The 22,745-nt window shown below is 68.4% G+C and carries 21 protein-coding genes, 3 tRNA genes and 1 pseudogene; 13 read left to right on the plus strand and 12 right to left on the minus strand.

What is annotated here, in order from left to right:
- Positions 1 to 33: 33 nt before the first annotated feature.
- A complete protein-coding gene (gene purM, locus OHT21_RS24475; RefSeq protein ID WP_328770481.1) occupies positions 34 to 1,104 on the plus strand; it encodes a phosphoribosylformylglycinamidine cyclo-ligase in 1,071 nt (356 codons plus the stop codon).
- A 262-nt stretch (positions 1,105 to 1,366) separates the two neighbouring features.
- Here purM and OHT21_RS24480 read toward each other — a convergent pair whose 3' ends face one another.
- Together OHT21_RS24480 and OHT21_RS24485 are read right to left on the minus strand one after the other, a co-directional pair.
- The gene (locus tag OHT21_RS24480) at positions 1,367 to 1,624 is read right to left on the minus strand and encodes a DUF3073 domain-containing protein (protein WP_165342952.1); all 258 of its coding nucleotides are present in this window, start codon (positions 1,622 to 1,624) and stop codon (positions 1,367 to 1,369) included.
- A 299-nt stretch (positions 1,625 to 1,923) separates the two neighbouring features.
- The gene (locus OHT21_RS24485) at positions 1,924 to 3,006 is read right to left on the minus strand and encodes a Leu/Phe/Val dehydrogenase (RefSeq protein WP_328770482.1); all 1,083 of its coding nucleotides are present in this window, start codon (positions 3,004 to 3,006) and stop codon (positions 1,924 to 1,926) included.
- Between the two features lie 233 nt (positions 3,007 to 3,239).
- Between OHT21_RS24485 and OHT21_RS24490 the strand changes: the two genes are divergently transcribed.
- Positions 3,240 to 4,082, plus strand: a complete 843-nt coding sequence (locus OHT21_RS24490; RefSeq protein WP_328770483.1) for a hypothetical protein — start codon at positions 3,240 to 3,242, stop codon at positions 4,080 to 4,082.
- 445 nt (positions 4,083 to 4,527) lie between these two features.
- On the plus strand, positions 4,528 to 4,734 hold the full coding sequence (bldC, locus tag OHT21_RS24495) for a developmental transcriptional regulator BldC (protein WP_003949541.1): 207 nt from the start codon (positions 4,528 to 4,530) through the stop codon (positions 4,732 to 4,734).
- A 437-nt stretch (positions 4,735 to 5,171) separates the two neighbouring features.
- Here the strand turns inward: bldC and OHT21_RS24500 are convergent, their stop codons facing one another.
- The 3 genes from OHT21_RS24500 to hrpA all read right to left on the minus strand — a co-directional run bounded on the left by OHT21_RS24500 (position 5,172) and on the right by hrpA (position 9,908).
- Positions 5,172 to 5,387 (minus strand): DUF6274 family protein, encoded by a 216-nt coding sequence (locus tag OHT21_RS24500; RefSeq protein ID WP_328770484.1) that lies wholly within the window; start codon positions 5,385 to 5,387, stop codon positions 5,172 to 5,174.
- A 407-nt stretch (positions 5,388 to 5,794) separates the two neighbouring features.
- Positions 5,795 to 5,869: transfer RNA gene (locus OHT21_RS24505), tRNA-Asp, on the minus strand.
- Between the two features lie 94 nt (positions 5,870 to 5,963).
- A complete protein-coding gene (gene hrpA / locus OHT21_RS24510; RefSeq protein WP_328770485.1) occupies positions 5,964 to 9,908 on the minus strand; it encodes an ATP-dependent RNA helicase HrpA in 3,945 nt (1,314 codons plus the stop codon).
- 320 nt (positions 9,909 to 10,228) lie between these two features.
- On the opposite strand from hrpA, the pseudogene OHT21_RS24515 reads away from it, so the two are divergent.
- A pseudogene (locus OHT21_RS24515) lies at positions 10,229 to 10,564 on the plus strand (zinc ribbon domain-containing protein); the annotation flags it as partial.
- A gap of 144 nt (positions 10,565 to 10,708) precedes the next feature.
- Here OHT21_RS24515 and OHT21_RS24520 read toward each other — a convergent pair.
- From OHT21_RS24520 to OHT21_RS24535, 4 genes are all read right to left on the minus strand, one after another.
- A tRNA-Phe gene (locus tag OHT21_RS24520) sits at positions 10,709 to 10,785 on the minus strand.
- A gap of 28 nt (positions 10,786 to 10,813) precedes the next feature.
- Positions 10,814 to 10,888: transfer RNA gene (locus OHT21_RS24525), tRNA-Asp, on the minus strand.
- Between the two features lie 97 nt (positions 10,889 to 10,985).
- Entirely contained in the window at positions 10,986 to 11,294 is a 309-nt protein-coding gene (locus OHT21_RS24530) for an alcohol dehydrogenase catalytic domain-containing protein (RefSeq protein ID WP_328770486.1), read from the minus strand.
- 90 nt (positions 11,295 to 11,384) lie between these two features.
- Complete coding sequence (locus tag OHT21_RS24535; protein WP_328770487.1) at positions 11,385 to 12,155, minus strand: SDR family NAD(P)-dependent oxidoreductase; 771 nt, start codon at positions 12,153 to 12,155, stop codon at positions 11,385 to 11,387.
- Between the two features lie 100 nt (positions 12,156 to 12,255).
- Here OHT21_RS24535 and OHT21_RS24540 point away from each other — a divergent pair, with 100 nt between their 5' ends.
- The 7 genes from OHT21_RS24540 (at position 12,256) to OHT21_RS24570 (ending at position 16,529) form a co-directional block, all read left to right on the plus strand.
- Complete coding sequence (locus OHT21_RS24540) at positions 12,256 to 12,741, plus strand: MarR family winged helix-turn-helix transcriptional regulator (RefSeq protein WP_328770488.1); 486 nt, start codon at positions 12,256 to 12,258, stop codon at positions 12,739 to 12,741.
- A 46-nt stretch (positions 12,742 to 12,787) separates the two neighbouring features.
- On the plus strand, positions 12,788 to 13,504 hold the full coding sequence (locus OHT21_RS24545) for a response regulator transcription factor (RefSeq protein ID WP_328770489.1): 717 nt from the start codon (positions 12,788 to 12,790) through the stop codon (positions 13,502 to 13,504).
- A 130-nt stretch (positions 13,505 to 13,634) separates the two neighbouring features.
- On the plus strand, positions 13,635 to 14,027 hold the full coding sequence (locus tag OHT21_RS24550) for a hypothetical protein (RefSeq protein WP_328770490.1): 393 nt from the start codon (positions 13,635 to 13,637) through the stop codon (positions 14,025 to 14,027).
- Positions 14,028 to 14,166: 139 nt separating this feature from the next.
- Entirely contained in the window at positions 14,167 to 14,592 is a 426-nt protein-coding gene (locus tag OHT21_RS24555; protein ID WP_328770491.1) for a sortase-dependent protein, read from the plus strand.
- The gene (locus OHT21_RS24560; protein WP_328770492.1) at positions 14,589 to 15,212 is read left to right on the plus strand and encodes a class F sortase; all 624 of its coding nucleotides are present in this window, start codon (positions 14,589 to 14,591) and stop codon (positions 15,210 to 15,212) included. Before OHT21_RS24555 ends, OHT21_RS24560 begins: the two co-directional genes overlap by 4 nt.
- 326 nt (positions 15,213 to 15,538) lie before the next feature.
- Complete coding sequence (locus tag OHT21_RS24565) at positions 15,539 to 16,030, plus strand: RNA polymerase sigma factor (protein ID WP_328770493.1); 492 nt, start codon at positions 15,539 to 15,541, stop codon at positions 16,028 to 16,030.
- Complete coding sequence (locus OHT21_RS24570) at positions 16,014 to 16,529, plus strand: hypothetical protein (RefSeq protein WP_328770494.1); 516 nt, start codon at positions 16,014 to 16,016, stop codon at positions 16,527 to 16,529. Before OHT21_RS24565 ends, OHT21_RS24570 begins: the two co-directional genes overlap by 17 nt.
- A gap of 22 nt (positions 16,530 to 16,551) precedes the next feature.
- Here the strand turns inward: OHT21_RS24570 and OHT21_RS24575 are convergent, their stop codons facing one another.
- From OHT21_RS24575 to OHT21_RS24585, 3 genes are all read right to left on the minus strand, one after another.
- Positions 16,552 to 17,343 (minus strand): SAM-dependent methyltransferase, encoded by a 792-nt coding sequence (locus OHT21_RS24575; protein WP_328774206.1) that lies wholly within the window; start codon positions 17,341 to 17,343, stop codon positions 16,552 to 16,554.
- Between the two features lie 359 nt (positions 17,344 to 17,702).
- Positions 17,703 to 18,533, minus strand: a complete 831-nt coding sequence (locus OHT21_RS24580; protein ID WP_443050422.1) for an ABC transporter permease — start codon at positions 18,531 to 18,533, stop codon at positions 17,703 to 17,705.
- Positions 18,530 to 19,492: an ABC transporter ATP-binding protein gene (locus OHT21_RS24585; protein WP_328770495.1), complete on the minus strand. Its 963-nt coding sequence runs from the start codon at positions 19,490 to 19,492 to the stop codon at positions 18,530 to 18,532. Before OHT21_RS24585 ends, OHT21_RS24580 begins: the two co-directional genes overlap by 4 nt.
- A 258-nt stretch (positions 19,493 to 19,750) precedes the next feature.
- Between OHT21_RS24585 and OHT21_RS24590 the strand changes: the two genes are divergently transcribed.
- Both OHT21_RS24590 and OHT21_RS24595 read left to right on the plus strand, forming a co-directional pair.
- Complete coding sequence (locus OHT21_RS24590) at positions 19,751 to 21,148, plus strand: MFS transporter (RefSeq protein ID WP_328770496.1); 1,398 nt, start codon at positions 19,751 to 19,753, stop codon at positions 21,146 to 21,148.
- A 182-nt stretch (positions 21,149 to 21,330) separates the two neighbouring features.
- Positions 21,331 to 22,707: a sulfatase-like hydrolase/transferase gene (locus tag OHT21_RS24595; RefSeq protein WP_328770497.1), complete on the plus strand. Its 1,377-nt coding sequence runs from the start codon at positions 21,331 to 21,333 to the stop codon at positions 22,705 to 22,707.
- The last annotated feature ends 38 nt before the right edge of the window (positions 22,708 to 22,745 follow it).

Genomic DNA, 22,745 nt, shown 5'->3' on the forward strand with positions numbered 1-22,745 from the left:
ACCCAGCGGTACGACACGAAAGCTCTCAAAGTCATGACTACTGAGACCTCAGGTGCCAGCTACGCGGCTGCCGGCGTCGACATCGAAGCGGGCGACCGCGCCGTGGAGCTCATGAAGGAGTGGGTGAAGAAGACGCGCCGCCCCGAGGTCCTCGGCGGCCTCGGCGGCTTCGCCGGCCTCTTCGACGCCTCCGCCCTCAAGCGCTACGAGCGCCCGCTGCTGGCCTCCGCCACGGACGGCGTCGGTACGAAGGTCGACCTCGCCCGGCAGCTCGGTGTGTACGACAGCATCGGCCACGACCTGGTCGCGATGGTCATGGACGACATCGTGGTGTGCGGCGCCGAGCCGCTCTTCATGACCGACTACATCTGCGTCGGCAAGGTCCACCCCGAGCGCGTCGCCGCCATCGTGAAGGGCATCGCCGAGGGCTGTGTGCTCGCGGGCTGCGCCCTGGTCGGCGGCGAGACCGCCGAGCACCCCGGGCTCCTCGGCCCGGACGACTTCGACGTCGCCGGCGCCGGCACCGGAGTGGTCGAAGCCGACCGGCTCCTGGGCGCCGATCGCATCCGTAAGGGTGATGCGGTCATCGCCATGGCGTCCTCCGGCCTTCACTCGAACGGGTACTCGCTCGTCCGCCACGTCCTCTTCGACCGCGCGCACCTGAGCCTCGACCAGCACATCGAGGACTTCGGCCGCACGCTAGGCGAGGAACTCCTCGAGCCCACCAAGATCTATTCTCTGGACTGCCTGGCCCTCACCCGCACCACCGAGGTACACGCCTTCTCCCACATCACAGGCGGCGGCCTGGCGGCCAACCTGGCCCGAGTGATCCCCGACGCCCTCCACGCCAGGGTCGACCGCGCCACGTGGACCCCGTCCCCGGTCTTCGACCTGGTAGGCACGACGGGCAAGGTAGACCGCCTGGAACTCGAGAAGACCCTGAACATGGGCGTAGGCATGATCGCGATCGTCCCCGAGGACTCAGCGGACGTAGCACTGTCCACACTGGCGGACCGCGGAGTGGACGCCTGGGTTGCAGGCGAGATCACGGCCAGAGACGACCAAGAGACGGGCGCGGAGCTGACCGGGGATTACGCCGCGTAGCCGTACTTGCTGAAGTCCGGTGCAGGGTAACCGCGGCCCGTTAGGGGCAAGCGCCTAACGACGCGGCCTTGCCGTTAGGGGCGCGGGGCTGTATCAATTTGCGGCTCCGCCGCGTGGGCGCGACCAGCCACGACGCACCCGCAGATCGCAACGAACCGCAGGTTCAAACGGCGAACCCAGCGGAGCGACGCCGCGCGCAGCGCAAAACCCGGCCCGGCGCGATATCAACCGCTCCGGACCGGGTGAAGCGCAACTAAGACAGTCAAGCGCCGCGACGCTGCTGCTGCGACGACGGACCGGACTCGTCGTCCTCGTCCTCATCGTCGTCGTTGTACAGATCCGCGTACTGGGCGTACGGGTCATCGTCTTCGTCATCCTCGAACGGCTCGCCGTTCGGCGGTTGGCTCGAAGTCGAAGCGCCCAGCTCACTGGCCAGACGCGACAGGTCAGTCCCGCCGCTGTTGTACTTCAGCTGGCGGGCGACCTTCGTCTGCTTGGCCTTGGCCCGGCCGCGCCCCATGGCTCGACCCCCTCGGTGACGGGGCTCGACGGCCCCAGAGTCTTGACACGCGTTCATGATCTAGAACGGGCTCTCCGTGGAGAGACCGGTCCGTAGGGCTTCCACGGTACCTGAGCCCGCGCCCATACGGTACGTCGCCCGCAGGACGTGCCGCCGCCCAGGACCCTCGGGGAGCCCTGTCCCCGCTGGTCAACCGCGATTTTAACCTCTTCTGGACGCACGACCCGCCGACGAACGTGAGAGTAATCTCCACGACCCGCCGGCGGGTACCCCGCGGAGTCCGGTACCGCGCGCGACCCTCAGCGGGACCGCGCCTCGGCCATCCGCTGCTCGGCGATCCGGTCGGCCGCCGCGGCCGGCGGAATCCCGTCTTCCTTCGCACGTGCGAAGATCGCCAACGTGGTGTCGTAGATCTTCGCGGCCTTCGCCTTGCACCGCTCGAAGTCGAAGCCATGGAGCTCGTCGGCCACCTGGATGACCCCGCCGGCGTTCACCACGTAGTCCGGGGCGTACAGGATCCCGCGGTCGGCGAGGTCCTTCTCGACGCCCGGGTGCGCGAGCTGGTTGTTGGCGGCCCCGCACACGATCCGCGCGGTGAGGGCCGGCACGGAGTCGTCGTCGAGCGCCCCGCCCAGCGCGCAGGGGGCGTAGATGTCGAGGCCGTCGACGCGGATCAGTTCCTCGGTGTCCTTGACGGCCACTACGTCCCGGTGCTGCTGGGTGATCCGCCGTACGGCCTCATCGCGTACGTCCGTGACGAAGACCTCGGCGCGCTCCGCCACGAGGTGTTCCACCAGGTGGCGGCCCACCTTGCCGACGCCCGCGATGCCGATCCGGCGGCCGCGCAGCGACGGATCGCCCCACAGGTGCTGGGCGGAGGCCCGCATGCCCTGATAGACGCCGTACGCGGTCAGCACGGAGGAGTCGCCGGCCCCGCCCTTCTCCGGCGAGCGGCCGGTGGTCCAGCGGCACTCCCGGGCCACGACGTCCATGTCGGCCACATACGTGCCGACGTCGCACGCCGTGACGTAACGGCCGCCGAGCGAGGCCACGAACCGGCCGTACGCGAGCAGCAGCTGCTCGGTCTTGATCTTCTCGGGGTCCCCGATGATCACGGCCTTGCCGCCGCCGTGGTCCAGCCCGGCCATGGCGTTCTTGTACGACATCCCGCGCGCGAGGTTCAGCGCGTCGGCGACGGCCTCTTCCTCGCTCGCGTACGGGTAGAAGCGCGTGCCGCCGAGGGCGGGGCCCAGGGCGGTCGAGTGGATGGCGATGACGGCCTTGAGGCCACTGGCGCGGTCCTGGCAGAGCACGACTTGCTCATGACCCCCCTGATCCGAGTGGAACAGGGTGTGCAGGACGCCGTCGGTTACGTAGGTCACGGTGGTGACTCCTGGGTAAGTAGCGGCGGTTCTGAGGGCGGGGCCCGTAAGGGTGGCGGGTTCCGTGACACGAGATTAGAGCCTCCGCGTACCCGCCACTGGCGCGGTGCTCAGGATCACCTTCTCCCGGAGTACGGTCACGTTGTGGCATCGGACGTCGAGCAGTGTGTCCCCGTGTCCCCGCGCGGGGGTTTCCAGGGTTTTCCGTCAGGTCCGCGGGGGAGGGAGCAAGCGTGCCCAAGGTGTCCTCGGTGATCGTCCCCTACGCGTCGTATCTGCGCGTGTACGAACCGCTGGCCGCCTTCCCGGAACCGGAACGCGGCCGCTGGGCGCGGTACGCGCGGCGCCCCGACCGGCCCTCGTACCAGGACGAACTGCGCCGTTCCCTGGCCGACTTGCTGCCCACGCCCCCGATCCCGGTGCCCGTGCACGAGAGCGGCGACGCCTTCGTCGCGGACGTGGACGGCGTGCTGTGCGTCTGCCCCTGGCGCACCCGGCTGCGCGGCTGGCAGGCCCTGGGCGAGCTGGCCGAGGAGCTGCCGGCGCCGGTCCTGGACGCGGTGCTGCCCCCGGTCGTACGCCGCCAGGCCGCCCAGGACTACGAGCGCTGGCTCAGCCGCAACCCCGACGCCCGCCCCTGGATCCGCACCTCGACCTGGCACGTACCGCTGAACTGGTTCGTGCTGGTCGGCGACGAGGAGCGGGAGTACGACAAAGGGTCGGAGAAGGACTCGCCCGTACTGCGCTACCGGACGCCCATGGTGCAGGCGCGGCGGCGGGTGGCGCGGGGACTGAAGGCGCTCAAGGACGCCATCGACGAGGGGCCGCTGATCGACGGGCTTGTCGATGTGGGGCGCTGGCTGGAGGAGTTCCATCCGCGCTCGCTCGTGGAGCTGGACTACGGCGGCCTGGTGCACGTCCTGCCCGCCGAACAACTCGACGGCGATCACTCGGCGGCGGATGTGGCCGAGGGGATCGAGGCGCTGCGTACGGGCGACGGGGTCGGGGCCGGGGAGGCGTACGGTCGGCTGGTCGAACGCTGGCGGGCGGTCCGGGATCGCCGTTCGGCGAACTGACGGGACGTAAGTCGCCATCAGGACTTTGCGGGTAAGGGTGATGGACAGCACTAACGCGGACCTTGCCCCAGACACCCCTCCTCGTGTCAAAATAGGACAAGGAGTCCGGGGAGGGCTCCATCTGCCCACGTATGGGTGGAATCTCAGCATTGCACGCTATGGGGGGTCTCGTGACTCCCGATCACCCCTGTGACTGATCGTCACAGGGGCGTGACTGTCCGCTATGGCATGGTCCATCGGCTTCCGTCGCTGATGAACACCTGAGAGGGCAATTCCATCGGTTTGGCCGACGCGGCTGGACAGATGGTGTAGTTGTAGTGCCGAGGACAAGCCGTTCGTCCTATAACCGACTCGACCCGCGTCCGCCATTTCGGGCAACGCGGGTCAAGGTGCAGAATTTAGAGGAATGAACCGAGAACGTTCGGTTCCCCCGAGGAGGCCGCTCATGACCGCTCGCACCCCTGATGCCGAGCCGCTGCTGACCCCCGCTGAGGTCGCCACGATGTTCCGCGTTGACCCGAAGACGGTCACGCGGTGGGCGAAGGCCGGCAAGCTCACGTCGATCCGTACGCTCGGCGGGCATCGCCGCTACCGCGAAGCTGAGGTCCGCGCGTTGCTCGCGGGCATCCCGCAGCAGCGTAGCGAAGCCTGAACAACTGCATAACAGGGCATTTCGGCAGGTTCCCCCAACGTGCCGAACTGCTCGAACCAAAGCTCCAAGCGACGCGGGTTCTGCCCCAACAGAGCCCACGCCCGAGCCAGAACCTCAAGCAACAAGGGTGCGTCGTCGATCGCGCTGGACTCCGCCGGGTCCAGCGCGATCTTTTTTGTGCGCGGGGGGTCGACGGAGCCTGTCGGGACCTGACGGGGTGTGAGCGTTCCTGGGGTGTGCGGGTGCTCTGTGAGCGATCTGGAGTGCTCTTTGAGTCCGGTTTGAGGTGGGCCCTCAGGGCGGGGTGCAATTGCACATATTAAATTGACCCGTTGTGAGTGGGGTGTGAGTACCGCCGTTTCGGAAACCTATGCAGTGACACCCGTCACACAGTAGAACCCTTGTGAGGCGGTGTTACCTCCGGTAGAGGGGGCAGCTCATGCCGATGCGGGGCTTTCGTCCTCCGCCAAGCCCTCCGGGCAGTCCGCGTCGTCCGAAGCGACCTCCATCGCCATGGCCAGGTTCTGTAGCCGGTGACAGATCGGACAGTGCCGAGTCAGATGCCGGTACCCCGAGGCAGCCTGCAGATGAGCCCGAAGCAAAGCCCGAGTCTCATGCCGAACGAACACGGCCATACGCCACCTCCAAGGCATCGGTAGCCCTTGGTGTTTGAGTACCCGCGGAATGTGACGCCGTCAATGGGCGGCGGCGGAGGGCGGTTGGGCGAGCGGTTGAGTGGTTGGCGGTCGCGCGGTTGGGGGCGGCCTGGTAGCAGACGGCTCGGGAAGCGTCCCTGAAGGGGCGCGGGGCTGTGTCGATTTGCGGCTCCGCCACGTGGGCGCGATCAGCCACAACGGACCGGCAGCCGCCCACGAACCCAACACCCCACCCCGTTGGGCGCGAACCCCACCACCCCGCGTGAGGCGCCCACCCACCCCGCCGGAGGCAGGAGGGGGCCTGGGGCCCAGCCCCCCCAGTTTCGGAAAGGGGCGGGGCTGGGGAAAAAGAACCCCACGCAAAAGGACCCGCACCCTTACCGGATGCGGGCCCTTCACCTAGGCGGTCCTGACGGGATTTGAACCCGCGGCCTCCACCTTGACAGGGTGGCGAGCACTCCAAACTGCTCCACAGGACCTGGTTTCGCAGGGCGATTGTCGCGTTGCGCTGCGAGAAGAGACTGTACAGGAGGGGACGGCCGAGGGGCGAACTCACCCAACGTACAGGCGCAGTTACGGGACGGCCGCGTCGATCGCCTTCACGATGCGTTTGTCGGAGACGGGGTACGCCGTGCCCAACGCGTGGGCGAAGTAGCTGACCCGCAACTCCTCGATCATCCACCGAATCTCCAGCACCTGCTGAGGCACAGGCCGCCCCGCAGGCAGCTGCTCAAGCAGCCACGCGTACTCGTCCCGCATCTCATGCACCTTCGCCATACGAGTCGTATCCCGCTGAACATTCGTAGGCATCTGCTGCAACCGCCGATCCACCGCCACCAGATACCGCATCAGATCCGGCAGCCGACGAATCCCCGCCTCCGTAACGAACCCCGGCTTCACAAGCCCGTCCAGCTGCCCCCGTGCGTCCGCAAGGTTCGCGAGCAACGCAGGACTCCGTACGGACTTCAGACGCCGCTCACACGCCTGCCAGGCGGCGAGCACCTGCTGGACCTGGTCGACCGTACGAACCGTCGTGTCCACGATCTCGGCCCGCACCTTGTCGTACAGCTTTCGATACGACTCCTCGTCCCAGGCCGGCCCGCCGAAGTCCCCGATCAGCTTGTCGGCGGCAGCCATCGCGCAGTCGTCGAACAGCGCCTGGATCGATCCGTGCGGGTTCGCCGACAGCGCCAGCTTCTGCGGGTTGGTGAGCTTCTGCGACGCGAACTTCGCCGGGTTCACCGGAATCCCCAGCAGGATCAGCCGCCGCGTCCCCTTCCACATCGCCTGCTGCTGCTCGGCCTCGGTGTCGAAGAGCCGTACGGAGACGGTGTCGCCGTCGTCGACGAGCGCCGGGAACGCCTTCACCGGCTGGCCGGCGCGACGCGTCTCGAAGATGCGCGTGAGCGAGCCGATCGTCCAGTCCGTGAGCCCCTTGCGCTCCAGGGCCTCCCCACCCGTCCGCTCGGCCGTGGCCGCTGCCGCCTGCGAGATCGCCTGCCGCGCCTTCGGCTTCAGGCGCAGCTTCAGCGCCTCCAGATCCTTGTCCTCGGCCAGCTTGCGGCGCCGCTCGTCGACGATCCGGAAGGTGATGCGGAGATGGTCAGGGACCTTCGTCCAGTCGAAGTCGTCGGGGGTGAGCGGCACGCCGACCATGCGCTTCAGTTCGCGCGCCATCGTCGTCGTCACCGGCTCCTGGAGGGGAACCGCCCGCTCCAGGAACTTCTGCGCGAAGTCGGGGGCAGGGACGTAATTCCGCCGGATCGGCTTCGGCAGCGACCGGATCAGCTCCGTGACGACCTGCTCCCTCAGTCCCGGGATCTGCCAGTCGAAGCCCTCGTCCGTGACCTGGTTGAGGACCTGGAGCGGGATGTGCACGGTCACGCCGTCCGCGTCGGCACCCGGCTCGAACTGGTACGTCACACGGAACTTGAGCCGCCCCTGACGCCACGCGTCCGGATAGTCGTCCTTGCTGACATCGCCGGCGCGCTCATTGATGAGCATCGACCGCTCGAAATCGAGCAGTTCGGGCTCCTCGCGGCGCTTGTGCTTCCACCAGGAGTCGAAATGCGCGCCCGATACGACATGTTCGGGCACCCGCTGGTCGTAGAAATCGAAGAGTGTGTCGTCGTCGACGAGGATGTCGCGGCGGCGGGCGCGGTGCTCCAACTCCTCGACCTCGGTGAGGAGTTTGCGGTTGTCGGCGAAGAACTTGTGGTGCGTACGCCAGTCGCCCTCGACGAGCGCGTTGCGAATGAAAAGTTCGCGGGACGTCTCCGGGTCGATCCGTCCGTAGTTGACCTTGCGCTGCGCGATGATCGGTACGCCGTACAGCGTGACCTTCTCGTACGCCATCACCGCCGCCTGGTCCTTTTCCCAGTGCGGTTCGCTGTACGTGCGCTTCAGCAGATGCCCGGCAAGAGGCTCGACCCACTCGGGCTCGATCTTCGCGTTCACGCGCGCCCAGAGACGTGACGTCTCGACAAGCTCGGCGGACATCACAAAACGCGGAGGCTTCTTGAAGAGCGCCGAACCCGGGAAGATCGCGAACTTGGCGTTCCGGGCGCCCAGATACTCGTTCTTCGCGCCCTCCTTCACGTCCTTCATACCGACGTGGGACAGCAGCCCGGCGAGGAGCGAGACATGGACGCTCTGGTCGCCCGCGTCCTCTTCATTCAGATGGATGCCCATCTGCTTGGCGACCGTACGAAGCTGGGAGTAGATGTCCTGCCACTCCCGGATCCGCAGGAAGTTCAGATACTCCTGCTTGCACATCCGCCGGAACGACGACGAACCCCGCTCCTTCTGCTGCTCCCGGATATACCGCCAGAGATTGAGAAAGGCGAGGAAATCGCTCGTCTCGTCCTTGAAGCGGGCGTGCTGCTGATCCGCCTGCGTCTGCTTGTCGGCCGGACGCTCACGCGGATCCTGAATGGACAGCGCGGCCGCGATCACCATCACCTCGCGCACACAGCCGTTCTTGTCGGCCTCCAGCACCATCCGCGCCAGCCGGGGGTCGACGGGCAGCTGCGCCAGCTTGCGCCCGGTCTCGGTGAGACGCTGTCGTACGTCCTTCTGCTTGGGGTCCAACGCGCCCAGCTCCTGGAGGAGTTGGACACCGTCACGGATGTTGCGGTGATCCGGCGGATCGATGAACGGAAACTTCTCTATGTCCCCGAGACCCGCGGCGGTCATCTGGAGAATGACGGAAGCCAGGTTCGTACGGAGGATCTCGGCGTCCGTGAACTCCGGCCGGGCGTTGAAGTCTTCTTCGCTGTACAGGCGGATACAGATGCCGTCACTGGTGCGCCCGCAGCGGCCCTTGCGCTGATTGGCACTGGCCTGCGAGATCGCCTCGATGGGGAGGCGCTGGACCTTCGTACGGTGGCTGTATCTGGAAATGCGGGCGGTACCCGGATCAATGACGTACTTGATCCCCGGAACCGTCAGCGACGTCTCCGCGACGTTGGTCGCCAGCACGATCCTGCGGCCCGTATGCGGCTGAAAGACGCGGTGCTGCTCGGCGTGCGAGAGCCGGGCGTAGAGGGGGAGTACTTCCGTGAACCGGTAGTTCTTCTTGGTGAGGGCATCGGCGGTGTCCCGGATCTCCCGCTCTCCCGAGAGGAAAACAAGGATGTCGCCCTTCCCCTCCCCTTGAAGCTCCTCCACGGCGTCGCAGATCGCGGTGATCTGGTCCCGGTCGACGTCTTCGCTGTCCTCTTCGAGGAGGGGCCGATATCGCACCTCGACGGGATAGGTCCGCCCACTGACCTCGACGATCGGGGCATCCCCGAAATGCCGGGAGAACCGCTCCGGATCGATGGTCGCCGAAGTGATGACGACCTTCAGATCCGGCCGCTTCGGCAGCAACTGCGCGAGATAGCCAAGCAGGAAGTCGATGTTCAGCGACCGCTCGTGCGCCTCATCGATGATGATCGTGTCGTACGCGCGCAGCTCACGGTCCGTCTGGATCTCCGCGAGCAGAATGCCGTCCGTCATGAGCTTGATGAAGGTGGCGTCCGGATTCACCTGATCGGTGAACCGCACCTTCCAGCCCACGGCCTCACCGAGGGGAGTGTCGAGTTCCTCGGCGACCCGCTCGGCGACGGTACGAGCCGCGATACGACGGGGCTGCGTATGCCCGATCATGCCTCGAACCCCGCGCCCCAGCTCGACACAGATCTTCGGAATCTGCGTTGTCTTACCAGACCCCGTCTCACCGGCGACGATCACCACCTGGTGATCACGGATGGCCGCCGCGATCTCATCCTTCTTCTGGCTGACCGGCAACTGCTCGGGATACGAAACGGCCGGCACCCGCGCCTGCCGCTCCGACATACGCGCCTCGGCCCTGGCCACCTCCGCCTCGATCTCGGCGAGCACGGCAGCCCGAGCCTCATCCTTACGAATCCGACGCGCCCCCTCCAGCCTGCGCCCAAGCCGATGCGCATCGCGCAGAGACAGCTCAGCCAGACGAGGGGCGAGATCACCGAGGGCGGGGGCAGAGTACGTAGACATACGGGGTCCAGGATCGCACCTCGGGAAAAGAGGTGGCGAATGGATTTGCGTTCCGCCCAGACCGTCCATGTCAGGAGGCCGCCGCCGCAGGCGACACCCCAGCACCAGAACGGTTCCGGTCGTCCGTGCGATACATCACTCAGTCGAGTGGTCGATCTTCGATTCCCAGATCGAATCCGGCGACGAGATCTAGATTCCTGTTCGTGAAGCTCGTCATCCGCGTGAAGCTGCTGCCGACGCCCCAACAGGCATCGGCGCTACAGGCCACCCTGCACGCCTGCAACGAAGCAGCCAATCACGCGTCCCGCTGCGCCTTCACAACCGGCATCCGCGAACGAGCACGGCTGAAGAAGCCCCAACGCGTCACGCTGAACTCCTGGGCCTTCGGGCAACTCGGCTCCTTCATCGCCTACAAGGCACGTAAGGCCGGAGTGCCCGTGGTGCACGTCAACCCGGCGTACACCAGCCAGGAATGCTCGCAGTGCCACCACATCGACAAGCGCAACCGGCCTCGCCAGGCCGTGTTCACGTGCAGATCCTGCGGCTTCGTTGAGCACGCGGATCTGAATGCGTCCCACACCATCGCCCAACGCGGCTGGTGGATGTGGGTCTGCGGGGCCGAGTCACAGGTCCCTGTCCTCAGGCTCGTGGCCTGAGGACAGGATGCGCCGGTTTCTGCCGAAGCCATCGGTGGGCCGAGCTGCAAGCCGGGGAGTGAATCCCGGGTAGCGGACGCGGACGCTCGTACAGCGAGGGATGGGACACATGAGAAGGCCCCGATCCGGAGATCGGGGCCTTGGTGGTGGCTGGGGCCGGGGTCGAACCGGCGACCTATCGCTTTTCAGGCGATCGCTCGTACCAACTGAGCTACCCAGCCGTCAAGAGATTTCGCAACGAAACCTCAGCGGTCCTGACGGGATTTGAACCCGCGGCCTCCACCTTGACAGGGTGGCGAGCACTCCAAACTGCTCCACAGGACCAAGCTGTTGCGTGCGAACAGTGTCGCACACGGGGTGGCGTGCTCCCAACGGGATTTGTGACCGGGGGTTCACGCTGTGGCGGCGAAATGTCGCTGGATCAGCGTATCAGACCGGGGGCCGTGGCCCGCACCTCTGACCTGCGGGGCCACGGCTTCCCGGTTCGGCGTTCACGCGTGGTCGGCTCGTGGCCGAGCGGTATCGGGATCATCTCTCCGCCCGGGCCCAGTGGCATGCCGCCCATGTGGAGGAAGGCGGCGTCGGTTCCGCAGATGCCGCAGGCGCGCACGCGCAGGAGTACGTCTCTGGGGCCGGGGACGGGGCGGTCGATGGTCACCACGTCGATGGAGCCTGAAGGGCCTGTCTGTACGGATTTCATCGTGGAGGTGATGGATGTGGTGGAGGTCATGGAGGGCTCGCTTGCTCGAGTAGTGGAGTACTGGGGTGGCGGGGCTCGTACGACACCGGTCGCGCCCGGGTTCGTACGAGCCCTGTCACGTCAGGTGGCCGACCAGCCGTTGTCGACGGGGAGGACGGCGCCGTTGATGTAGCTCGCGGCGTCGGAGGCGAGGAAGGCGATGGCGGCGGCTTGTTCCTCGGCGGTGGCGAGCTTGTCGCCTACGCCGAGACCGAGGTGGGGGCCGAGGACGGCGGGGCCGTGGGCGTCGGGGTGTACGGCGGGGCGGAGGTTGGTGGCGGTGCCGCCGGGGGCGATGGCGTTGGTCCTGATGCCGTTCTTGCGGTACATCACGGCGAGGGATTTGGTGAGGCCGACGATGCCGTGCTTGGAGGCGGTGTAGGCGGCTCCGGCGGCGCTGCCGCGGAGGGCGGCTTCGGAGGCGGTGAAGACGATCGCGGCGTTGCCCGCGGCGAGCAGGTGCGGCAGGGCGGCCCGGGTGAGGCGGAAGGGTGCGGTGAGGTTGACCCCGATGACGCTGTCCCACTCGTCGTCCTCGGTCTCGCCGAGGGCCGACATGTGGTCCATGATTCCGGCGTTGTTGACGAGGACGTTCAGGGCGCCGAAGGCCTGTACGGCGGTGTCGACGATCTCGTCGATGACCTTCTGGTCGCGGAGGTCGCCGATGACCGCCTTGGCTGTGCCGCCCGCTTCTTCGATGGTCTTGACGGTCTGTTCGGCGCCTTCCTGGTTGACGTCCGCGACCAGGACGCTCGCGCCTTCCTTGGCGAACTTCACGGCTGTGGCCTGGCCGATGCCGGAGCCCGCTCCGGTGACGATGACGCCGCGTCCTTGAAGGCCCGTGCTGGTCATGGGTGTGCTCCCTAAGGTTGTTGGCGAAGGGCTTATTTGAGTTAGGCAAGCATGTGGGATTACTTGAGTCAAGCAAATTCTCGCTGTTAAAGTGCAGAGCATGTCCACACCGCCCCCTGCAGCAGGTGACGTCTCCCCAGACGTGCTCATGATCGAGCGCGCTCTCACCCGCGCTGCGTATCTCTCCGGCAGAGCCCGGCAGCATGAGCGCCTCATGGCGCTCTCGGGGCTGCCGCTGGACCGTGCTGCCGTCGCGGTGCTGCGGCAGCTCGCCGAGAGCGAGCCGCTTCGGCTCGGGGAGCTGGCGGTCCGGTTGTCGGTGGAGGCCTCGCATGTCACCCGCCAAGTGCAGCATCTGGAGAGGGGCGGTTACGCGAGCCGGGTCCGCGACCCGGATGATCGCCGGGCGCAGCGGGTTCGGCTCACGCCGGCCGGTGAGGATGCGTTCGCTCGCATACGGGAGGCCGGCGCCCGGGGGATGCAGATGGCTCTCGCCGGTTGGTCGTCCGAGGAGTTGCGGCAGCTCGCCTCGCTCGTGCATCGGATGGTCGACGACTTCATGGGGCGGGCGGAGGCGGGACTTTAAGGTGCCGCCGCCTCCGGAGTACACGACCTACACGGATGGTCCTGCCATGTACGGGAGTCTCAGCGAGAAGCCGTCGCCGGCTCGTGGGGACGGGCAGCATGTGCTGGTCGTCGTCGATGATCCCGGTACCTCTGAACTCCTCACGACCACTTTGGAGTTGGCGGGCTATCGGGTCGGTACGGCGGGTACGGGGGCCGAGGCCGCGTTGCTGGTCGCGGAGTACCGGTTCGATCTTGTGGTGCTCGATGCCACGGTGCCGGATCTGGGCGGGCTGACGCGGGGGCGGCGCGTTGCCGCGCTGGACCGGCCGCCGACGCTTTTTCTGACCGCGTGTGAGTCGCTGGACTGTCTGGTGCCCGAGATCGGGCCGGGGGAGCAGGATTACGTCACCAAGCCGTTTCGTATCGCTGAAGTGCTGGCCAGGGCGCGGGTTTTACTGCGTGGGCGGAATCCCGTACGGGCGGGTGGGGCGCCTTGTTATCGGGATCTGGTGCTGGACGATGCGACGTGCCAGGCGCGGCGCGGGGAGAGGGTTTTCGATCTCACGCCTGCCGAGTACCGGCTGTTACGGCATCTGCTGGTCAATCCGGAGCGAGTGCTGTCGAAGGAGCAGATCAGCCGGCATGTGTGGGGTGAGTTCCGGGCCCGTAATGCGATCGAGCAGCTGGTCTCGCGGCTTCGGCGCAAGGTGGATCAGGAGGAGCCCGCGCTGATCCATACCCGGCGGGGTTTTGGGTACTGGCTGGGGGGCTCGAGCCGTTGACGGCCCGCGCCCTTACGGGGTCTCCCGGCGGGGTGCTCATCGCCGGAGATGGTGGTTTTCTGGGGGTGGGGCGTGGTTTGGCCGGGCCGTCTCGCGGTACCGCGGCGCGGTGACGAGAGGAGCGATCACGATGGACAAGGCACGACCGCATCCGGAAACCGTCTCCGTGGAGCTCAGCGGGTGCAGCAAGGAAGACGCCCGCGTCGTGTTCGACACGTTGTGCGCCTGCTTCAGCTCCGATCGGTGCGCTGAGGACGTACCGCAGGAGCTGTCGGCTACGCGGCCTACGGTGTGGCTCGGCACGTTCGATGTCGCCGATCCGCGTGAGGGTGCCCGGCCTGACCGTCCGGCTCGTCTCGCGGCGTCCGTCACGGCCGATGTGCAGGGCGGGTACTGGGCGATCGACCGGTTCCGGGCCACCTTGGATTCGCTGTTCTCCGTGCATGAGGTCAGTACGGCGTCGGGGGACCAGGAGGAGGAGTTGCATGTGCGGCTGGAGAGCCGGCGGCTTCAGGAGGCCTGAGTTTTAGGCCCGCCCGTACGGCCTCCGGTGTCTTTGCCTGTTCTTTACAACGCGGTTCCTCGCTGTCTCGTCTCTCTGCTCGATCTGTGACTCGCCCACTGAATCGGTGGGTGGGCGGAGCGACGAAAGAGAGCGACTGATGCGTCGAACTGTCCTTGCGGGCTTGGCACTTGTGGGTACGGCTGTGCTGGGGGGTGCGGTGCCCGCGGCTGCCGATGGGGGGAGCCCGACGGCGGCTCCGTCCGCCCCGGCGAGCGCCACTCTGCCCCCGTCGGAGCCGCCCACCGCGGCGCCGACGCCGAGCGCCACCACCGCTCCGGGCGGCTCTGACACTCCGGCTCCGACTGAAGCACCGACCTCTGTGGCGCCGAGCGGCGTGCCGACCGCCCTGCCGTCGGACGGGCAGGTCTCCGTCGTGCCTAGCGGGGCGCCTGACACCGGCGTGACGTCGGGGTCAGAGGAGTCCGGGGGTAATGGCGCGCTGATCGGGGGCGGTGCCGCGGTGCTCGTCGGGGGTGGTGCGGTGGTCTATCTCGTACGTCGGCGGAGGGCGACGGAGGTATGACGGCGCCGTCCAGGCGTGCGGTCGTCACGGCGGGGCTGGGGGCGTTGCTCGTCGGGTGCGGCGGTGGTGGCGGTGGTGGCGGTGAGGGTGGTGGGGGTGCGAGTGCTCGGGCCGGGGGCTCGCCCTCGCCTTCGCCGTCTGCCTCGAAGGTGAAGTCGGCGCGGCCGCTTGGGCGTTCGGAGCCGGTTGCTCTGCGGATTCCGGCTATCGAGGTCGAGACCCCGGTTATGCAGCTGGGGTTGGCCCGGGACGGGAGCGTGGAGGTGCCTCCGCTTACGGCGGATGACCGGGCCGGGTGGTATCGGCATTCGCCTACGCCCGGGCAGGTTGGGCCCTCGGTGATTCTTGGGCATGTCACGGTCGGGTCGTATGGGGATGGGGTGTTCCGGGACCTGGGGCGGTTGCGTCGGGGGGACGGGATTGTGGTGCGGCTGGAGAACGGCAGCGCTGCGGAGTTCGGGGTTACCGAGGTGCGGACGGTTGCCAAGGCGGAGTTTCCGGCGGATGACGTTTATGGGGACGTTGGTCGGCCGGAGCTGCGGCTCATTACGTGCGGGGGGCCGCGGCGGGGGGACTGGTATCGCGACAACGTGATCGCTTTCGCGGTGTTGCGGGCGTGAGTGGTTGACCCCAGCCCCGCCCCTTCCCGAAACGGGGGGGCTGCGCCCCCAGGCCCCCTGCCTCCGGCGGGTGGGGGGCGCCTACCTCGGGTGGGTGGGTCGTGGGGTGGGTGGGGCGCCTACCGGGGTGGGGTGACATGTCGCGGCGCGGCTGCGGGTTCGTCGTGGCTGGTCGCGCCCACGCGGCGGAGCCGCAAATTGACACAGCCCCGCGCCCCTTAAGGGGCCTGCGGCCCCCCAACAGGGCGCGGATACCTGGCCGGTGGAACGTATGCCACCGAATCAGGCTCCTTCCCTTCGAGTGTTCCGAACGAACCTGGAGAGCGTTGAAACGGTCCCGTGACGCGGCAGCCTCCGAGCTCTTTGCTGCCCTCTATCCGCGGCTTGCCGGCTGGTGTCGGCGGCTTGTTGATGATGATGAGACGGCTCATGAGGTCGCCTCTGAGGCGTTTACTCGGTTGTGGGGGCGGTGGGCCTCCGTCGAGGAGCCGCGGGGGTTTCTTTACGTCACCGCGGCCAATCTTGTGCGGGACCACTGGCGCAAAATGGAGCGTGAGCGGAGAGCTGTGCGCCGGGCTACCTCGGAGGCTGCCGTTCGGGGGCCGGTCGAGCAGGCTGACCCCACGGTTCGGTTACTGGTGCAGTCGTTGCCGGAGCGGCTGCGCGTACCGATCCTGTTGCACTACTACGCCGATATGCCGGTCCGGGAGGTGGCCCTGGTGACCGGGCGAAAGGAAGGAACCGTCAAGGCCGATCTTCATGCCGCTCGCGAACTGCTCCGTGCCCATCTTAGGAGAAGCTTTGACCACACGCTTTGACGATGGCAGCCCGGAGTTCGACGGCGAGGACCCTCTCGCGGTGATCCTCCGGCCGCCCTCCGAGCACCTTGCCCCGCCATCCGGCCGTTACGAGGCGATCCGCCGCCGTGCGGCTCGCCGACGGCTCCTCCGTGCCGCGGCCGGGGCCGGTCTCACGTGCGCGGTCGCCGTTCTCGTCGCCGTGCCGCTGCTGCGGTCCTCCGGCGGGCCCGAGTCGCCTGCGCCCCCGCTGGCCCCGCCTCCCGCGACCAGCCCCACTGCCCCGCCCGACCGGTCCACTCCGCCCAACTCCGCGGACCCGTCCGCCCCGTCCGCTCCGCCGGTACCGACGCCCGCGGAGCCCTCCAGCCCCGAGCCCTTCACCCCCGAGCCAACCGACGCGACCCCTCCGGGCGGCCCTGCCGCCTCGTGGCCTCCGCCCACCTCCGGCTCCGGTTCCGGGTCCGGCTCAAGTCCCATTCCCACCCTCGCCCCGTCGTCGGCGCCGACTTCGGACTGACGGAAACCGGAACGCCCTGAGCTCAGGCCTTCTCCGCCACGGCTCCCAGTTGCGGAACGAGCCCGGTTTCCGTTCCGGGTTCCAGGCGCCAGCGTGAGCAGGAGACGAGGCCCGGGTCCAGCAGCGTAAGGCCGTCGAAGTACGTGGCGACCTCGTCCTTGCTGCGGGCGGTGACCGGCGGCTTCGCGTTGGCGTTCCAGAAGGCCATCGCCTCCAGTTGGAGGTCGCCGCCGAGTTCGGGCTCCGTGGTGGGGTGGGTCAGGACCAGGAAGCTGCCGGGGGCGAGGGCCGCTACGAGGCGGTGTGCGATGGAGCGGGCCTCGGTGTCGTCGAGGACGAAGTTGAGGATGCCGAGCAGCATCAGGGCGACGGGCTTGGTGAAGTCGAGGGTGTCGGACGCGATGCGCAGGATGGCGTCCGGGTCGTGGACGTCGGCGTCGATGTAGTCGGTGGCGCCTTCGGCGGTGCTGGTCAGCAGGGCGCGGGCGTGTGAGAGGACGATGGGGTCGTTGTCGACGTACACGATCCGCGACTCGGGGGCGATCCGCTGGGCTATCTCATGGGTGTTCTCCAGCGCGGGCAGCCCGGTGCCGATGTCGAGGAACTGGCGTATCCCGCGCTCCTCGGCCAGGAAACGCACCGCACGGCTCAGGAACGCCCGGTCGGCGCGGGCGATGTCGCGGATGACGGGGATCATCCCGGCGACATGGTCACCCACCTGCTCGTCGACGGGGTAGTTGTCCTTGCCGCCCTGCCAGTAGTTCCATACGCGGGCGTTGTGCGCCGTCGTCGTGTCGATGCGTGGGGTCTCCATGCCGTCGGGCTGGTTCTCGCTCACGTCGTCCTCTCCTCGAACGTCCTTGGACGCTTCGTCCGCCGCGTAAGTCTCGTACGCCTCGTACGCCTCGTACGCCTCGTACGCCCAAGGGCCGGATGGCGCCGGGCAGTTGGTCACGGGCGTGGTACGGCCTGCCGGTGGGCGTCATTCTGCCGCCCCGGGCGTCGTACGTTTGTGGAGGATGCCGGTTTGCGGACGATGCCGACCGGGGTGCGCGTCTCGGGAGCGGACCTTCAACTGCCGCTGCGGGAACGGCTTTCGGCCCGAGCGGTGCATGCCTTCGCGGGCATGTGCCGGTCGGGCCGTAGGCCTGGCGGTTTGGCTACAGGCGTCGCTCAGTGGCGCGGTTCCCAGCGGAAGCGCCGGTGCACGCCGTACACGGCGACGGCCGTCCACGCCAAGGCGACCAGCGCCGCCCGGAGTTGTTCCGTCGCGCCCAGGTCTCCTGTCCAGCCGCCACGGAGCAGGTCCATCACCGGGGAGAACGGCAGCCAGGCGGCGATGTCGGCCGCCGCGTCCGGCAGCACCTCGCGGGGGGCGAAGACCCCGGAGGCGGACATGGTCACCAACAGGAAGGGCAGGAACGTCAGTTGTGCGCTCTCCGCGGTCCGGGTGAACGCCGCGGTCAGTGCCGCCGCTGCGACCAGCATCGCCACGCCGATGAGCAGGCCGGCCACCACAAGGTGCCAGGCGGCCGGTGCTTCCGCGTCCAGGAACACGGTCATCCCGGCCCCGAGCAGTACGGATTGCACGAGCACCAGCAGGAGTGCCGGGAGTGCGCCGCCGGTGAGGATTTCCCAGTCGCGCAGTTCGCCGGTGCGCAGCCGCTTCAGTACGAGGCCTTCGCGGCGTACGACGTACACCCCGACCAGGTTCGTATAGACGGCGAAGAACAGCGCGTTGGCCAGGGCGGCGGGCAGCATGACGGTGGCCACCGACAGGCCGGTGCCTTCGAGTTCCATCCCTTCGACCGCGCCGCGCATCGCGAAGGCCACCGCGCTGGGCAGGATCACCGCGTTGACCAGGGACGCCTTGCTGCGCAGCAGCAGGGTCAGCTCGGCGCGGCCGAGGGCGATCATGCGGGCCGCGGCGGTGGTGGTGGTCTGTGGGGTCGTGGCCGTGGACGTGGCCGAGGGTCCTTGTGCGGTACGGGCTGTTGGTGTCATCGTCGCGTCCCCTCGCGCTCCGGGTCCGCTCCCGCGAGACCCGTGCCGTTCTCCAGACCCTTGGCGATCTCCATGAACGCCTCCTCCAGCGTCGCCGACCGGGCGTCGAGGCCGCGCAGTTCCACGCCCTCGTCGCGGGCCCACACCAGCAGTGCGGTGGCGGTCCGTTGCAGATCGCCGGTCTCCAGCCGGACCGTCCGGCCGGACTGCTGGTGCGCAGTCACGCCCAGCGCGGCGAGCGGCGGCAGATCGCCCAGGAAGCGGTCGAGGGGCAGCTCGAAGCTGATCCGGGAGGGCCGTTCGGCGACCACGTCGGCCACCGTGCCGGACGTGGCGATCATCCCCCCGTGCATGATCGCCAGCCGGTCGGCCAGCAACTCCACCTCCTCCAGATAGTGCGTGGTGAGCAGCACCGTCGTGCCCTGTTCTTTCAGCTCGCGGACCAGGTCCCAGGTGTCGCGGCGGGACTGTGCGTCCAGGCCGGTCGTCGGCTCGTCGAGGAAGAGCACCTCCGGCCGCCCCAGCAGCGCCAGCGTGAGATCGAGCCGGCGCCGCTCGCCGCCGGAGAGCTGCTTGACCCGTACCGCCCCCCGCTCGGACAGGCCCGTCAGCTCCAGCGCCTCCGCCGCCGGCCGGGCCCCGCTGGTGCAGCCCGCCCACATGCGTACGGTCTCCATGACCGTCAACTCCGTGGGGAAGCCGCCCTCTTGGAGCATCACTCCGATACGGGGCCGGACGTCGGCGCGTTCGCGGTACGGGTCGCGGCCGAGCACGCGGACGGTTCCGGCGGCGGGGGCGGCCTGGCCCTCCAGGAGTTCCAGCGTGGAGGTCTTGCCGGCCCCGTTGGTCCCGAGGAGAGCGAAGAGCTCGCCCTGGGCGACCGTGAGGTCGACGCCCCGTACGGCCTCGAAGCCCTGATAGCGCCGCCGCAGACCGGCGGTTTCGATGACTGCGTCCATGCACTCCAGGCTCCCGGCCAGCGGGGGCAGTTGGGAGTGCGGTCTGTCATGGGCCCTCGTGACATCTGTCATGTACGGGTGGCGGTCGCGGAGTTGGGGCCATGGGGCGGTGGGGTCGTGGCCGGGGACCTGCGGTCGCGCTGTGGCGTCCCGTACGCGGTCTTGACCCTGGCGCGCACCGGCTGGAAGCCTGATCGTTCCGCTGGAAAGGTTCGCGCCCGCAACCGCTCGCATCAACGCCGATCGGAGCGCACCGCCATGGCTGACGACCATGTCCCCGCGGATGCCGCACCCGCCGGGGACGCAGACTTAGCCGGAGACCGCGACGCACCACCCGCGCAGCCCATGCGCCAGGTGATCGCCGCCAGCCTCTCCGGCGCCGCACTGGAGTGGTACGACTTCAACCTGTACGGGCTCTCCGCAGCCCTCGTCTTCAACAAGCTCTTCTTCCCCGACGTCAGCCCCGTGCTCGGCACCCTCGCCTCACTGGCCACCTTCGGTGTGGGCTTCGTCCTGCGACCGGTGGGCGCGCTGCTCTTCGGGCACCTCGGTGACCGCGTCGGCCGTAAGAAGTCCCTGGTGGCGACCATGCTCATCATCGGGACGTGCACCTTCCTGATCGGTCTGCTGCCCGACTACCACGCCATCGGCATCTGGGCGCCGGTGCTGCTGGTCACGCTGCGCATGGCCCAGGGCCTCGGCCTGGGCGGCGAATGGGCCGGCGCCTCGCTGCTCGCCGTCGAGCACGCCCCGCGTCACCGGCGCGGATTCTGGGGCAGCATTCCGCAGGCCGGCGGCCCCGTGGGGTACCTGATGGCCATCGGCCTCGTGAGCCTGTTCGCCCTGCTGCCGGAGGACGAGTTCCTGAGCTGGGGCTGGCGGGTGCCGTTCCTGCTGAGCATCGTGCTGATGGTCGCGGGCCTGCTCGTACGCCGGACCATCCAGGAGACCCCGGACTTCGAGCGGGTCAAGTCCGCCGGTGCGCGGGAGAGGGCGCCCCTTGCCGCGACGCTGCGGAAGTACCCGCGTACGACCGCGCTGGCCTTCGGTGCGCGACTGGGCGAGGCCTGCAGTTCGCAGGTCTACCAGCCGTTCATCATCGCGTACGCCACCACCACCCGTGGCTATCCGCAGTACGTCGCGCTCGTCGGCGTGGTCCTCTACAACGTGCTCGGGCTGCTGCTGATGCCCGTGGCGGGCGCCGTCTCGGACCGGATCGGCCGTAAGCCGCTGTATCTGACCGGCGCCGCGTTCGTCGCCGCCTCGGGCTTTCCATATCTCGCCCTGGTCGACGAGGGATCGACCGCTGCCGCGTGGAGTGCGATGGCCCTGGCGGGACTTGGCGGTGCGGTGTGCATGTCCAGCATCCAGGGCGCGTACTTCGCGGAGCTGTTCGGGGCGCGTGTGCGGTACTCGGCGCTCGGGATCGCCACGCAGGGTTCGGCGATGGTGGCCGGTTTCGTTCCGGCCATCGCGACGGCCCTGGTCGCGGGGGCTGGGGGGAGTTGGCCGGTGGGGGTGCTGTTGGCCGTTGTGGGCGCGATTTCGTTCGTATCGGCGTGGCTGTTGTCGGAGACGCGGGGTGGGGCGGAGGGGGAGCCTGCGGGTGATCCAGGTCCGCTGATGAAGGGCCGGAAGGGCGGGGCCACTTCGTGATCGGTGGGGGCGCCTCACGAACGGCCGGATTTACTCGTGATCGGCCGGGGCGCGTCATGAGCGACCGGACCACCTCGTGATCGGCCGGGGTACGTCATGAACGAAGGGCCCCATTCATCACCGGACTGCTTCACCACCGGACTACTTCGCCACCGACGTCACACCGAAACGGACCACGCACCATGCCCCTTCGCGATTTCCCCTACGGGCCCGCCGCTCCCACGCGCCGTCCGAACGTCCTCGTCTTCTTCACCGACCAGCAGCGCTGGGACACCACCGGCCTGCACGGGAACCCCATGGGCCTCACCCCCGCCCTCGACCGGCTCGCCGCGGACGGCGTGAGCGTGGACCGTTCCTTCACCTGTCAGCCCGTCTGCGCGCCCTCGCGCGCCAGCCTCCAGACCGGGCAGTACCCGACCACCACCGGGGTCTTCCGCAACGGCCTCCGCCTCCCGCGGGACACCCCGACCCTGGCCCGCGCGTTCCGGGACGCGGGCTACGCGACCGGCTACATCGGCAAGTGGCACCTCGCCGGGGGCCGTACGGCCGGCCCGGTGCCGGAGGAGGACCGGGCCGGATACGAGTACTGGCTCGCGGCCAACCTGCTGGAGTTCACCTCGGACGCGTACGAGACCACGCTGTACGACGGCGACGGCACCTCGCACCACTTCGACGGCTACCGCGCGGACGCGCTCGGCACGGCGGCCATCGACTTCATAGAGCGCGAGCGGGACGGGGGCCGAGACCGCTACCGGCCGTTCTTCCTCTTCCTGTCGTTCCTGGAGCCGCATCACCAGAACTCCCGCGACGACTATCCCGCTCCCACCGGCTACAGCGACCGCTACGACGACCCCTGGGTGCCCCCCGACCTCGCGGCCCTCGGCGGCGGCAACTGGGCGCAGAACCTGCCCGGTTACTACGGAATGGTGCGCCGACTGGACGAGGTGCTCGACCGCGTCGTCTCCGTCCTTGAGCGGCGCGGGGAACTGGACGACACCGTCATCCTCTTCACCTCCGACCACGGCTGCCACTTCAAGACCCGCAACAGCGAGTACAAACGCAGCGTCCACGACGCCTCCGTACGTGTGCCCACGGTGCTCCGCGGACCGGGCGGCCTCCGGGGCGGCGTACGCCTGCCGGACCTGGTCGCCCACGTCGACCTGCCGCCCACCCTGCTGCAGGCGGCGGGCCTGCCCGTACCCCCACAGATGCAAGGCCGCTCCCTGCTGCCGCTACTGCACGACTCAGCCCCCGACTGGCCGCAGGAGGTCCTGATCCAGATCAGCGAATCGGAAGTCGCCCGAGCCCTGCGCACGAACCGCTGGAAGTACGCCGCAACCGCCCCGAACGCCGACCCCTGGAACGACCCACGCGCCGACCACTACCAGGACGCCTACCTCTACGACCTGCACTCCGACCCCCACGAACTGACCAACCTCGCGGCCGACCCGGCATACGCCGAGGTACGAGCGGAGCTGAGGCAGCGACTCGTACAACGCATCGTCGAGAGCGGCGAACCGCGTCCGGTGATCACAGCGGGTGAGCCCGGCGGCGCGTAGGGGCGGCGAACTGCTGCGGCTGATACGGCGGCCGGAGC

The organism is Streptomyces sp. NBC_00286, assembly GCF_036173125.1.
In the GTDB taxonomy this organism is placed as follows: Bacteria; Actinomycetota; Actinomycetes; order Streptomycetales; family Streptomycetaceae; genus Streptomyces.